The 13568-nt window shown below is 69.4% G+C and carries 12 protein-coding genes; 10 read left to right on the top strand and 2 right to left on the bottom strand.

Annotated features, from left to right (window positions below):
* Positions 1–81 precede the first annotated feature (81 nt).
* Positions 82–576: a hypothetical protein gene (locus A5780_RS41455; protein WP_181064045.1), complete on the top strand. Its 495-nt coding sequence runs from the start codon at positions 82–84 to the stop codon at positions 574–576.
* 12 nt (positions 577–588) lie between these two features.
* On the opposite strand, the gene A5780_RS31625 is transcribed toward A5780_RS41455, so the two are convergent.
* Entirely contained in the window at positions 589–1665 is a 1077-nt protein-coding gene (locus tag A5780_RS31625; protein ID WP_064910811.1) for an ABC transporter substrate-binding protein, read from the bottom strand.
* Between the two features lie 199 nt (positions 1666–1864).
* Here A5780_RS31625 and ctaD point away from each other — a divergent pair, with 199 nt between their 5' ends.
* The 8 genes from ctaD to A5780_RS31665 all read left to right on the top strand — a co-directional run bounded on the left by ctaD (position 1865) and on the right by A5780_RS31665 (position 11316).
* On the top strand, positions 1865–3601 hold the full coding sequence (gene ctaD, locus A5780_RS31630; protein ID WP_062963242.1) for a cytochrome c oxidase subunit I: 1737 nt from the start codon (positions 1865–1867) through the stop codon (positions 3599–3601).
* Between the two features lie 220 nt (positions 3602–3821).
* Positions 3822–5075 (top strand): phosphoserine phosphatase SerB, encoded by a 1254-nt coding sequence (gene serB, locus A5780_RS31635; RefSeq protein WP_036524710.1) that lies wholly within the window; start codon positions 3822–3824, stop codon positions 5073–5075.
* Complete coding sequence (locus tag A5780_RS31640) at positions 5075–5890, top strand: aminoacyl-tRNA hydrolase (RefSeq protein ID WP_064906130.1); 816 nt, start codon at positions 5075–5077, stop codon at positions 5888–5890. The genes serB and A5780_RS31640 overlap by 1 nt, the downstream gene beginning before the upstream one ends.
* A gap of 192 nt (positions 5891–6082) precedes the next feature.
* Entirely contained in the window at positions 6083–6913 is an 831-nt protein-coding gene (locus A5780_RS31645; RefSeq protein ID WP_063015655.1) for an ABC transporter ATP-binding protein, read from the top strand.
* Between the two features lie 93 nt (positions 6914–7006).
* Positions 7007–7840, top strand: a complete 834-nt coding sequence (locus tag A5780_RS31650) for an NUDIX domain-containing protein (protein WP_064910816.1) — start codon at positions 7007–7009, stop codon at positions 7838–7840.
* Positions 7841–8075: 235 nt separating this feature from the next.
* Positions 8076–8840, top strand: a complete 765-nt coding sequence (locus tag A5780_RS31655) for an enoyl-CoA hydratase-related protein (RefSeq protein ID WP_064910818.1) — start codon at positions 8076–8078, stop codon at positions 8838–8840.
* Positions 8841–8876: 36 nt separating this feature from the next.
* On the top strand, positions 8877–9854 hold the full coding sequence (locus tag A5780_RS31660) for a class I SAM-dependent methyltransferase (RefSeq protein ID WP_039779972.1): 978 nt from the start codon (positions 8877–8879) through the stop codon (positions 9852–9854).
* A gap of 187 nt (positions 9855–10041) precedes the next feature.
* The gene (locus A5780_RS31665) at positions 10042–11316 is read left to right on the top strand and encodes a hypothetical protein (RefSeq protein WP_064910820.1); all 1275 of its coding nucleotides are present in this window, start codon (positions 10042–10044) and stop codon (positions 11314–11316) included.
* On the opposite strand, the gene A5780_RS31670 is transcribed toward A5780_RS31665, so the two are convergent.
* A complete protein-coding gene (locus A5780_RS31670) occupies positions 11300–12745 on the bottom strand; it encodes a PQQ-binding-like beta-propeller repeat protein (protein ID WP_231983164.1) in 1446 nt (481 codons plus the stop codon). The genes A5780_RS31665 and A5780_RS31670 overlap by 17 nt on opposite strands.
* A 78-nt stretch (positions 12746–12823) precedes the next feature.
* On the opposite strand from A5780_RS31670, the gene A5780_RS31675 reads away from it, so the two are divergent.
* Complete coding sequence (locus A5780_RS31675; protein ID WP_039779969.1) at positions 12824–13567, top strand: acyltransferase; 744 nt, start codon at positions 12824–12826, stop codon at positions 13565–13567.
* The last annotated feature ends 1 nt before the right edge of the window (position 13568 follow it).

Below are 13568 nucleotides of genomic sequence, written 5' to 3' on the forward strand. Positions count from 1 at the left end.
TCATGACGTGCCCGGACGACGCGTGGCCCCGATGCGGTGGGGTGGGTGCCGATCGGGCCGACCGCTCGGTATGATTCGAATATGTGTTCGAGTGCCGGGGGTGTGTCGTCGGAGGGGGCGGGCGATGGGTTCTCCGGCCGGGCGCCGCGACGGCTTCCGGACGGTGTCCCGCGGACCGAGGGGACCGAACCGCAGCTGCAGTATCCGAACGAGACCGGCTATTACTACCGGGTGCTCGTGCAGCCGCCGAAACCGGTGTGGGTGCGGTTGGATGCGATTCTCATCCGGGATCCGGGCGCGCCCCGGCACGTCAACGGGGCGGGGCTGGATATGACGGGGGAGCGGCCGGGGACACTGACCCACTGGGTGCCCTCGTTCAGTGGCGAGTGGCTGGGGCGGGTGAATTTCTCGGTCTGTTATGCGGACGGGCGGACGCCGCTGCACCTGACCGACCAGTTGGTGCCGGCCTACGCATTGCGTCCGCGGGCGGCAAGCGACGATCCGCGCCGCACCCCGGCGAATCCGTCGGATGCCGACGAGCGGATGGCCGGTGAACCGGGCCCCGAGCTGCGATGAGCCGATACGCGCTCAGTCGGTGACGTACCCGTTCAGCGTCTTCCGTAGGTCGTCGAGGATCGCCCGCGCGGCGGTGAGCCCGGAACCGTGCCAGAGGTCGTCCTCGACGGCGAAATCGCGCTTGTCGGCGACGGCGCCGAGCTCTTTCCAGTCGTCGCCCTTCATGATTGATTCGCCGTGGCTCTGACCGTCGGGGCCGTCGAACATCAAATAGATGATGTCGCCCTCGATCTTGTTGCGGTCGCTCTCGGTGGCGAGGCTGTCCACCGTGAACGAGCGATCGCGCTGGGCGCCGGGCCGCTGCACACCGGCGTCGGCGAGCACCTGCCCCGCGAACGTGTCGGTGCCCTGAACCTGAATGTCCTTGGGGGAGAAGCGGATCACCGATGCCTGCGAGAAATTGGCCGCGATCGAGGCTCCGGTTTCGCGGGCGTCCGTGCGGTAGTCCGCGAGCGCCTTCGCGCCGGCCGAACCGCGGCCCAGGGCGTCGGTGTAGGCGGTGAAATCGTCCTGCCAGCCGCGGTGGTCGACCAGTACGGTCGGGGCGACGCCGCGCAAGGCGGCGAGATCCCCGTCACCCGCGGCGCCCAGGATCAGATCCGGTTGCAACGCGGAGATTTTCGCCGGGTCCACCGCCCCGGAGGTCCCCACGCTCGGGATCTTCAGCACGCCGGTGCCCAGATAGTTCGGTTGCGGCGCCGGGCCGGGTTGCGTGGTCGCGCCGACGACCCGCTCCCACAGGCCCACGGCACAGACCGCGTCCAGCGCCGCGGTGTCCAGGACGACAATGCGTTTCGGATCCGCGGGCACCTGGGTGCCTGCCACCGTGCGCGTGCCCGACGCCTGATCGGGGGCGGTGGGCAGGGCGCAGGCCCGGGTGGTGTCGCGCTCGATGCCGACCACGCTCGCACCGGCGATATTCGTGGTGGTCCGGACGATCGAACTCGATGCGTCGTCACCCCCGGTGCCGCACCCGGTGACCAGGGCGACCACCGCGCCGACGGCCGCACCGCCGAGCGAGAGCCGGCGCGCACTGGTGCGCTTGCGGGTCTTGGGCTTTCGGGTGGAGACGCGTTCGCTCACCGGCATGCAGCGTAGGGTACATGCGCCCGTGTGCAGGGTCGTTGCGGCACCGTCCGCGCGGCGAATACGACAGAGAGTAGGACCCCGTCGGACGCCTGCGACGCCACGGTTTACGATGCCTCTAGCGCAAGCCACCGTCGTTTCGTCATGTGCCGGAACGCACGAGCGTGCGAAACGAGCAGAAGGCACACCTTCAGGAGGATCAGTGACTGCTGTAGAGCCCCAGCCAGTCCCCAAGCTGGAAGCGACACGGCCGTATCCGGCACGACTGGGCCCGAAGGGTTCGTTCATCTACAAGGCCGTCACCACCACGGACCCCAAGGTCCTCGGTGTGATGTACCTGGTGACCGCGATGTCGTTCTTCATGATCGGCGGCCTGATGGCCCTGCTGATGCGTGGTGAGCTCGCTCGTCCGGGTCTGCAGTTCCTGTCGCCGGAACAGTTCAACCAGCTGTTCACCATGCACGGCACGATCATGCTGCTGTTCTATGCGACCGCGATCGTGTTCGGCTTCGCCAACATCGTGCTGCCGCTGCAGATCGGTGCGCCCGACGTCGCCTTCCCGCGTCTGAACGCGTTCAGCTACTGGCTGTACCTGTTCGGCGCGACCATGGCGACCGCGGGCTTCATCACCCCCGGTGGCGCCGCCGACTTCGGCTGGACCGCCTACACCCCGCTGTCGGACATCGTGCACTCCCCGGGTGTCGGCGGCGACCTGTGGATTCTGGGTCTGGCCGTCTCCGGTCTGGGCACCATCCTCGGTGGTGTCAACATGCTGACCACCGTCGTCTGCCTGCGCTGCCCCGGTATGACCCTGTTCCGGATGCCGATCTTCACCTGGAACATCGCCGTCACCAGCGTTCTGATCCTGCTGGCCTTCCCGCTGCTGACCGCCGCGCTGATGGCGCTGGCCTACGACCGGCACCTGGGCGGCCACATCTACGACCCGGCCACCGGCGGTTCGCTGCTCTACCAGCACCTGTTCTGGTACTTCGGCCACCCCGAGGTGTACATCATCGCGCTGCCGTTCTTCGGCATCGTGTCCGAGATCTTCCCGGTCTTCAGCCGTAAGCCGATCTTCGGTTACACCACCCTGGTCTACGCGACGCTGGGCATCGCGGCGCTGTCGATCGCGGTGTGGGCGCACCACATGTACGCCACCGGCGCGGTGCTGCTGCCGTACTTCTCGTTCATGACCTTCCTGATCGCGGTTCCGACCGGTGTGAAGTTCTTCAACTGGATCGGCACCATGTGGAAGGGGCAGCTGACCTTCGAATCACCGATGTTGTTCTCGGTCGGCTTCCTGGTCACGTTCCTCTTCGGTGGTCTGTCGGGCGTCATCCTGGCCAGCCCGCCGCTGGACTTCCACGTGTCCGACACCTACTTCGTGGTCGCGCACTTCCACTACGTGCTCTTCGGCACCATCGTGTTCGCCACCTTCGCCGGAATCTACTTCTGGTTCCCGAAGATGACCGGCCGCATGCTGGACGAGCGCCTGGCGAAGTGGCACTTCTGGGCGACCATGGTCGGCTTCCACACCACCTTCCTGGTGCAGCACTGGCTGGGTAACGAGGGCATGCCGCGTCGTTACGCGGACTACCTGCCGACCGATGGTTTCACCGCCCTGAACACCGTCTCCACGATCGGCGCCTTCATCCTCGGTGCCTCGACGCTGCCGTTCATCTGGAACGTCTTCAAGAGCTACCGCTACGGCGAGGTCGTGACCGTGGACGATCCGTGGGGCTACGGCAACTCGCTGGAGTGGGCCACCACCTGCCCGCCGCCGCGGCACAACTTCTACGAGCTGCCGCGGATCCGGTCCGAGCGTCCGGCGTTCGAGCTGCACTACCCGCACATGGTGGAGCGCATGCGGGCCGAGGCGCACGTGGGCTGGGGCTCGAAGTCCCATCACGTGGCCGAGCTCGAGAAGGTGTCGAGCTAGTACCCCGCTTCGAAGAGAGCAGTCCCGGCGCGGCGGCCGTCCAGTGCGACGGCCGCCGCGTTCGGCGTTTCGGGGGTGCCGCGCCGGGTCGGCGGTGCGGCAGTGACCCCGGCGACCGGTGCGCGCCGGTGGCCGCACCCGACCTGAGAGAATGTCTGCTGGCCGTCGCGGACCGCGATCGCCGCGGAAGTGGAGCTGTGACGAAGAGATGGAGTTGCGCGTGGGCACGTCCGAGTCCGATCGTGGCACTGCCACCGAGACGACGGTGCTGATCACGGTCACCGGGCCCGATAAACCGGGCGTGACCTCGGTGCTGCTGGCGGCGCTGTCCCGGCACGGCGTGAGCCTGCTGGATGTGGAGCAGGTCGTGATCCGGGGCCGGCTGACCCTCGGGGTGCTGGTGACGAGTCCGGGCGATCCGGAGGATCTGCAGGATCAGCTCGAGGACGCGATGGCGACCGTCGGCATGCAGGTCGACGTCGAGATCGGCGCCAATTCGGTCTCCGGGGCGCCGCTGTCCACACACGCGGTGGTGGTGCTCGGCAGCCCGGTGACCGCTCGCGCGTTCAGCACCATCGCGCGCACACTGGCCGCCCAAGAGGTCAACATCGACTCCATCCGCGGTATCGCCGACTACCCGGTGACCGGTCTCGAGCTGATGGTCACCGCACCGCCCACCGAGGACGCGCTGGCCGAGACCCGCCTGCGCACGGCGCTGGCCGAGGTCGCCGCGAAGGAGAAGGTGGACGTCGCCGTCGAGCGCGCGGGGCTGGCCCGGCGGGCGAAGCGGCTCATCGTCTTCGACGTCGACTCCACCCTGATCCAGGGCGAGGTGATCGAGATGCTGGCCGCCCACGCCGGTGTCGAGGAGGAGGTCCGCAAGGTCACCGAGGCCGCGATGCGCGGGGAGATCGACTTCGCCGAATCGCTGCGTCAGCGCGTCGCCACCCTCACCGGACTGGACGAAACGGTGATCGATCAGGTCGCCGAGCGGATCGAGTTGACCCCCGGCGCGCGGACCACCATTCGCACCCTGCGCCGCCTCGGATTCCGGTGCGGTGTGGTCTCCGGCGGATTCCGTCAGGTGATCGAACCGCTGGCGCACGAGCTGGAACTGGATTTCGTGCACGCCAACACCCTCGAGGTGGTCGACGGCAAGCTCACCGGTCAGGTCATCGGCGAGATCGTCGACCGGCCCGGAAAGGCGGTGGCGCTGCGGCGTTTCGCGGCCGAGGCGGGCGTGCCGATGGAACAGACCGTCGCGGTCGGCGATGGGGCCAACGACATCGACATGCTCAACGCCGCCGGCCTCGGTATCGCCTTCCAGGCCAAGCCCGCGCTGCGGGAGGTCGCCGACACCGCGTTGTCGCATCCGTTCCTGGACGCGGTGTTGTTCATTCTCGGGGTCACCCGCGACGAGGTCGAGGCCGCGGACGCCCGCGACGGACTGCTGCGCCGAGTGCCGCTGAGCTGATGACCGAACCCGAGATCGACGCGCCCGAGGGCGCCGCACCGCCACTGCTGCTGGATTCGGGTTTCCGTGCCCGGCATGCGGAATTGGCGCTGGGTTACGGGGGTGGCGGCGATCCGGACGATCCCGCGCAGGTGCAGGCGATGCAGATGGTGCTGCACATACCGAAAGCCGAACCGCCGCGCCGCAGTGCGGTACTGGAGGCGGCGGCCGCCGCGGCCGTGGCGCTCTGCCTGGACCCGCGAGTGGGTCCGGACGGTGAGTGGCAGGACCGCTACCTCGCGTGGAAGCGCTCGCGTATCCGGAAGGTCGCGCGCCGGGCCCGTGGCGCACAGTGGCTCGCGGCCAACGAGGTGGACGGCGTCACGCTCGAGGTGGACGGCGCCGAGGCGCGCGCCCTGGTGCCCGGTCCGGTCGGCGACATCGACCAGCGCATTCGCAAACTGCAGATCGGCGGCACCGATCTCGAATCGGACGAGCCCGGTCCCGCGGACCCGGAACTGCCTGTGCTGTGGGTGAATTCGGCCCTGAGCATGACCGTGGGCAAGGCGGCGGCGCAGGTCGGTCACGCGAGCATGTTGCTGGCCGGTGCGCTTCCGGTGGAACAAGCCTTCGCCTGGGCGCAGCGTGGATTCCGCTGCGCCGTCCGGGACGCGGAGCCGGATCTCTGGGCCCGCCTGTGCGCCCGAGTGAACGGTGGCGACGGGCTCGAGACGATCGCCGCCGTGCGGGATGCCGGGTTCACCGAAGTCGCGCCCGGATCGATGACGGTGATCGCGGTGGCGCCGCCGATGAGCCCGCTCGACGACGCGGCGTAGCGCGGCGCGACCACCCACCGCACCGAGCCGAGGCCCGGCGTGCCGTGGCGTGTCGGGCGCCGTAGGGTGCTCAAACGTGCGGAATGTCACTGCGGCAATGGCCGATTCGGATCGTGGGGGAGCGGGTGGCCGACTATGACGGATAGCGTGCACACCGACCACGTTGGCAACGGATCGAGCGCGTCGGCAAAGATGGAGCTCGTGCCGCAACCGGATCCCGATCTGCTCATCGATTTCAACGAGGTGACCGTCCGGCGTTCGGGCCATACCCTGGTGGGTCCCGTCACCTGGCAGGTGGAGCTCGACGAACGCTGGGTCGTGCTCGGCCCCAACGGCGCCGGTAAGACGTCGCTGCTGCGGATGGCCGCCGCCGAGCTGTATCCGACCTCGGGGTCGGCCACGCTGCTGGGCGAAGTGCTCGGCAAGACCGACATCAGCGAACTGCGGCCGCGCATCGGCCTGTCGTCGGCGGCGGTGGCCAGCCGGATCCCGGTGGACGAGAAGGTGTCGGATCTGGTGGTGTCGGCGGGGTACGCCGTGATGGGCCGCTGGCGCGAACGCTACGACGATGTCGATACCGACCGCGCCGTCGACATCCTGGAAAGCCTGGGCGCCGAACACCTTTCGGACCGCGCCTACGGAACCCTGTCCGAGGGCGAACGCAAACGCGTTCTCATCGCCCGCGCTCTGATGACCGATCCCGAACTGCTGCTGCTCGACGAGCCGGCCGCCGGGCTCGATCTGGGTGGCCGCGAGGAACTGGTCGAGCAACTGGGCGATCTGGCCGCCGACCCGGATGCTCCGGCGACCGTGCTGGTCACCCATCACGTCGAGGAGATTCCGCCCGGCTTCACCCACGCGCTGCTGCTCAACGAGGGCGATGTGATCGCACAGGGCCTGCTCTCGGACGTGCTGACCGCCGAGAACCTCAGCGAGGCCTTCCGCCAGTCCATCGCCCTCGATCGCATCGACGGACGGTATTTCGCGCGGCGCTCGCAGCGTTTCGGCCGCCACCGCGCCTGAGCCGGTTCCCGGCGCCTGTTCCCGCAGTGCGCACCGGTGCCGCATTCGGGCACCTGCTGCCGATCGGAACCAAGCGCGCGTTATGGTGCGATTGTGAGTGAATCTGTTGCGGAAACCCCGGCCGAGCCACCGGCGCCGAAGGACGCTTCGACCGTAGTGCTCGTGCGTGACGGCACATCCGGACCGGAGGTATTCCTGCAACGACGGGTCAAGGCGATGGCCTTCGCGGCCGGCATGACCGTCTTTCCCGGTGGCGGTGTCGACCGCTCCGACGCCGACGCGGAAATCGGCTGGGCCGGGCCGGACCCGACGTGGTGGGGTCGTCGTTTCGGAGTCGACCGCGCTCGCGCGCAGGCGCTGGTGTGCGCCGCGGTACGGGAGACCTTCGAGGAATGCGGTGTGCTGCTGGCGGGCCCGACCGCCGACACCGTCGTCTCCGATACCGTCGCCTACCGCAGTGCCCGGGAGAAGCTCGAGCGCCGCGAACTGTCGTTCGGCGATTTCCTGGCGAACGAGAATCTGGTGCTGCGCGCGGATCTGCTGCGCCCGTGGGACAACTGGATCACGCCGGTGGTGGAACCGCGGCGCTACGACACCTACTTCTTCGTCGCCGTCCTGCCGGAAGGCCAGCGCGCCGACGGCGCGACCACCGAGGCACACGAGGTGGCGTGGCGGACTCCGGCGCAGGCGCTGGACCGCTGGCGGGCCGGCGAGGACGTGCTGCTGCCGCCGACCTGGACGCAGCTGAGTTCGATCGCCGAATTCGCCTCCACCACAGAGATTCTCGCGGCCGAGCGCGCGATCAGCCCGATCATGCCGGTCTTCGAGCCGGTCGACGGTCAGCCGATGCTGCAGTTCCCGAACAACCACCGGTATTTCGCCGACATGCCGGACGCGTCCCGGTCGCAGGGTTCGAAGCGAGACTGAGCCGGCGGTACGACCGGACACCCGGCCACGGGGCGTGGGCCGAGTCGCGAGCTGCTACCCGGCGCCGGTCGCGGTGCGGCGGGCTCGTCTCGGGGACCCGTTTCGCCTCGCGGGTCGGGTCGGCAGCGTCTCGTCGCACTACCGGCGGCCCGGACGGCGACGCGCCGGCGGTCCGACACCGGCGCGAACATCCCGACGTCGCAGGTGTCCCGCCACGCACAGTAGGCTCGCCGCCGTGGCCGAATTCGTGACCGTGGACCGTGTCGAGGCGGGAATCGCCGTACTGCGTTTCGCCCGGCCGCCGCTGAATCTCGTCGATCTGCAGCTGGCGCTGGAGCTGGCCGCGGCAGCCGCGGACCTCGCGGCGGACGACGAGGTGCGGGCCGTGATCGTCTACGGCGACGAGCGAATCTTCAGCGCGGGCGACGACATGGCCGAACTCGCGGGCTGGACGCCCGCGCAGGCCGGCGCCGTCGCCGCGGATCTGCAGCAGGCACTGGGCTGCCTGGCCCGGATTCCGCAGCCGACGATCGCCGCGATCACCGGGTACGCGGTCGGCGCGGGCCTCGAGATCGCTCTGGGCGCCGACCGCCGGCTCATCGGTGACAACGTCAAACTCGGTCTGCCGCAGATCCGGGCGGGCCTGATCCCGGTGGCGGGCATCCGCCGGCTGGGACTGCTCGTGGGCCCCGGCCCGGCCAAGGATCTGGTGTACACCGGCCGCTACGTCGATGCCGAGGAGGCGGCGGCGATCGGGCTGGTCGACGAGGTGGTCGCGCCCGACGACGTCTTCGCTGCGGCGCTGCGGTGGGCGCGGCAGTTCACCACCGGCCCGGCACGCGCGCTGGCCGCGGCGAAACGGGTCTTCGAGGCCGGTCCGCACGGCCTCGACCGCGCCCGCGCCGAGTGGGCGGAGCTGTTCGAAACCGAAGACCGCAGCGTAGGAACACGTTCTTATTCGGCGTCCGGTCCGGGCGTCGCGGAATTCCTGGGCCGCTGACCCACTCCGCGTGATCACTCGATACGCTGTGCCACCATGACCGCACGTCTTGACGACCCCGCGCCGAACCCGCACGCCACCGAGGCCGAGGTCCAGGCCGCGCTCACCGACAACAAGCTCGCGCAGGTCCTCTACCACGACTGGGAGGCCGAGACCTACGACGACAAATGGTCCATCTCCTACGACGAGCGCTGCATCGAGTACGCGCGCGGCCGCTTCGACGCCGTCGCCCCGAATGCGCCGCTGCCGTACGAGCGGGCCCTCGAACTCGGTTGCGGCACCGGCTTCTTCCTGTTGAATCTGATGCAGGCCGGAGTGGCGAAAACCGGTTCGGTGACCGACCTTTCGCCGGGCATGGTCAAGGTCGCCACCCGCAACGCGCAGAACCTGGGGCTGGATGTCGACGGCCGTGTCGCCGACGCCGAGACCATCCCCTACGAGGACAACACCTTCGATCTGGTCGTGGGACATGCTGTGCTGCACCACATTCCGGATGTCGAGCAGGCGCTGCGGGAATGCCTGCGGGTACTGAAGCCGGGCGGCCGTTTCGTGTTCGCCGGTGAGCCGACCACCATCGGCAACTTCTACGCCCGCAAACTGGGCCAGATCACCTGGAAGGTCACCACCGAGGTGACCAAGCTGCCGTTCCTGTCCGACTGGCGGCGACCGCAGGCCGAACTGGACGAGTCGTCGCGGGCCGCGGCCCTGGAGGCCGTGGTCGACCTGCACACCTTCGATCCCTCCGAGCTCGAGCAGATCGCCCGCAGCGCCGGTGCGGTGCAGGTGCACGCCGAGACCGAGGAATTCGCGGCCGCGCTGTGGGGCTGGCCGGTGCGTACCTTCGAGGCGGCGGTGCCGGAGGAGAAACTCACCTGGCGCTACCGGATGGCCCAGTACAAGGCATGGTTGGGCCTGAGCAAGCTCGACGAGAAGGTGCTGCGCCACGTGGTGCCGCGTCAGTTCTTCTACAACGCCATGATCACCGGCGTGAAGCCGGGCGCCGCCGGAAAGTAGTGGGCGGCAGGCTGTCTCGCGTGCGGACCGGCTACGCTGCCGGTCCGGCGCGGACCGTCTCGACGGGCGTGGGGTGCGTGCTCCGGCCCTCGGCGGTGCCGGTGCCCCACCGGCGGGCGGTCTCTGCTTGCTCGATACCCGTTGCGGCCCAGTCGGTCTCGCCCGTGCGGCGGCCGGAGCGGCGCTGATGGGGTATTCGTTCACAGCGGGAGACGTCGGCTTTCTGGACAGTGCGGCGGGCCGGGACGCACTGTCCGTGGTCGGGGAACACGCGCTGACGCCCGCGACGATGCTGCGCGACCTCGAGGTCCTGCGCCGCGACTACGGCGAGCGCACAGCCGCGCTGGTGGAGACCGTGCAGTTGCGCCGGCGGGCGGCCGCCAAACTCGACGACGCGGCCGAATGGCTGTTCACCGACGACGCTCTGCAGCAGGCGACGCCGAGTCTCGTGGCGCGACACCGGGCCCGTCGGCTGGCGGGGCGTCCCGTCCACGACGTCACCTGCTCGATCGGCGCGGAACTGGCCGCGCTGCGGCGGGAATGCCCGGCGGTGCTCGGCAGTGATCTGGACCGGGTGCGGCTGGCGATGGCCGCGCACAATCTGGCGGATGCACCGAATGTCGCGCTGGCACAGGCCGATGCGCTGCGGCCGTGCAGTGCCGGCGCCGTGGTGATCGCCGATCCTGCGCGGCGCGCGGGAGGCCGGCGCACCCACGATCCGGCTCAGCTACAACCGCCGCTACCGCAGCTGCTGGCCGTCTACGGCGACCGCGATCTGGTCGTGAAATGCGCTCCCGGACTGGATTTCGACCGTTTCGCGCAGCGGCGCCCGGGCGCCCAACCCTTGCCGGCGCGAGCCGACCGGACGGCCGCGGACGGGTACGCGGGCCTTTCGTGGGACGGTGAGGTCGAGGTGGTCTCCCTCGACGGCGCCGTGCGCGAAGCCTGCCTGTGGTCGCGCGGGCTCACCGAATCCGGGGTGACCAGGCGGGCGACGGTGCTGCGCAGCGACGGTTCCTCGTGGTCGCTGACCGATGCCGAACCCGACGACCTCCCCGACCGCGAGCCCGGAACCTGGCTCGTCGACCCGGACGGCGCGGTGGTCCGGGCCGGCCTGGTCCGCCACTACGCCGCGAGATACGGCCTGTGGCAACTGGATCCGCGCATCGCCTATCTCACCGGCGAGACGGTGCCGCCGGGTGTGCGCGGTTTCCGAATCCTGGACCGGCTGGAATTCCGGGAGAAGCCGCTGCGCGCCGAACTGTACCGCCGCGACTGCGGTCCGCTGGAAATACTGATCCGCGGCGTCGACGTCGATCCCGATGCCCTGCGGCGCCGGATCAAACCGCGGGGCAGCACTCCGCACACCGTGGTGATCACCCGGATCGGCCGCACCGCAACGGCATTCGTCTGCGAAACCCCGCGCGTGGGGCCGGCGGCGAACTCTACCGATCCGGTGTGAAGGCGAACAGCTCACCGATCCGGGTGCCGACCACGACCTGGCCGTCGGGCCCTATCGCGGTGGACACCGTCGTGCCCTGCGCACCCGGCAGCGGGGCGGAGGCGATCGTCTTACCCGACTTCGTCTCGAAGGTCAGCAGATGCAGCGCGTCGCCCATCGGCACCACCACGTAGCCGGTATCGCCGGCCGTCTGCACCGGGCGGCCGCGCAGGGTGAGATCCTTACGTTCCCAGGCGATCTCGGCGCGGTCGCCGTTGTCGTGCAATGCCATCAGATGGCCGTCGTCGCCGCCCGGAATCAGCAGCCCGTCGAGTTCGGAGATGCCGCCGCGCGGGGCGAAGCCCAGCGGCTGCGTCCATTTCGTGTGACCGTCGGCGGTGTCGACGGCGAGCAGGCGACCGCTGTTGTCGCCCACGTACAGCGCCTTCCCGTCCGACGACAGCGTCGGGCTGGTCGCGCTGCCGCCGGTGAGGATGTCGACGCTCCAGTCCTGGGTGACCTTCTTGTCGGCGTAGTGCAGCGCCACCACGGACGCCGCGGGCGCGCCGGTCCGCCAGGCGGTCAGATAGAAGCGGCCCGAATTCGGATCGAGCGCCGACACATTCGCCACCGCGCACTGCGGACCGCCGACGGCGCAGTCGTCGACACCCTGCCCGTCCGCCGGGCGCGTGACATTCGGGTGCGCGAGGAAGTCGGGGTCGCCCAGCACCTGATAGGTCGACACCTCGCGGTCGCCGGTCTGCCGGTCCAGGACGTCGACCTGACCGGACTGCGAGACCGACAGCACGGTGCCGTCGTGGGTGAACTGCACCGAGACCGGAACGCCGGCAACGGGAGTGCGCCAGCGCGGCTGCCCCAGCGCGTTGAACGAGAACACCCCGCCGTCGTCACCGACGTACACGTTGCTCGCCCCGTCGACCGCCGAGGCCGCGGCGACAGCATCCGGTCCCAGCGCATTGCAGAAGCGCTTGCGTCCGGTGGGCATCTGGAACGAGAAGATCATGCCGGTGGTACCCGGCTTGCCGACACAGTCGGTGGTGGTGCGGGAGGTGACGAACAACTGGCCGTCCGGGCCGATCGTGGTCGCATTCGCCAGCGGGCCGCCGATCGGGCGCGACCAGCTCAGACTCAGATGCCGGGCGCCGGTGACGGGACTCGCGCCGCTGTTGCGGGCATCGTGGAAGGCCGACTGCCAGCCCTTGCCGGAACCGACCTTGATGTCGTCGACGGTGCTGCTGCCGCATCCGGTCAGCGCCAGGAGGCCCAGGGCGCCCACCGCCGCGATCGCGCGCCTCGGGGCGCCGCCCCGAATTACCGAGTGGCGCAACGTCGTCGGGTGGTGTCCGCCGCGGTCGTGCTCGCTGCGCTCGGGTCGCCGACTGCCGCTTCGCACCTGCTGCACTCCCATCTGTTCGTAACGGGCCTGCACGAGACTACGCTGGTACCTCGATCAGGTGACCACCGAGGTAACCGTCGCCCGAGGAAAGGGAGCTGGCCCGTGACGAGCATGTGGGGCGCACCGTTGCGTTCGCGTTGGCGGGGTTCGCGCCGCCGGGATCCGGAGCAGGCGCGCTTTCTGACGATGGCGTCGCTGCGCTGGGTGCTCGCCAATCGGGCGTACACGCCGTGGTATCTGGTGCGGTACTACCGGCTGTTCAAATTCCGGCTGGCGAATCCGCATATCGTGCTGCGCGGCATGGTCTTCCTGGGCCGCAATGTCGAGATCCACGCCACCCCCGAGCTCGGTCGCATGGAGATCGGCAAATGGGTGCACATCGGCGACGGCAACGCGCTGCGCTGCCACGAGGGCTCGCTGCGCATCGGCGACAAGGTGGTCTTCGGTAAGGACAACGTCGTCAACACCTATCTCGACATCGAGATCGGCGAGTCGACCCTGGTCGCCGACTGGTGCTACATCTGCGATTTCGACCACCGGATGGACGATGTGACGATGCCGATCAAGGATCAGGGCATCGTGAAGAGCCCGGTCCGCATCGGCCCCGACACCTGGATCGCGGCCAAGGTGACCGTGCTGCGCGAGACCCGGGTGGGCCGCGGCTGCGTGCTCGGCGCCCATGCCGTCGTGAAGGGGGAGATCCCCGACTTCAGCATCGCCGTCGGCGCCCCCGCCCGGGTGGTCAAGAACCGCAAGAAGGCCTGGGACGACGCCGCCGAGGAGCGCGCCCGGCATGCCGCCGCGCTGGCCGATATCGAACGCAAGAAGGCGGGAGTCGGGGCCGGATCGGACTGAT

Source organism: Nocardia sp. 852002-20019_SCH5090214, from assembly GCF_001665865.1.
Lineage (GTDB): Bacteria > Actinomycetota > Actinomycetes > Mycobacteriales > Mycobacteriaceae > Nocardia > Nocardia nova.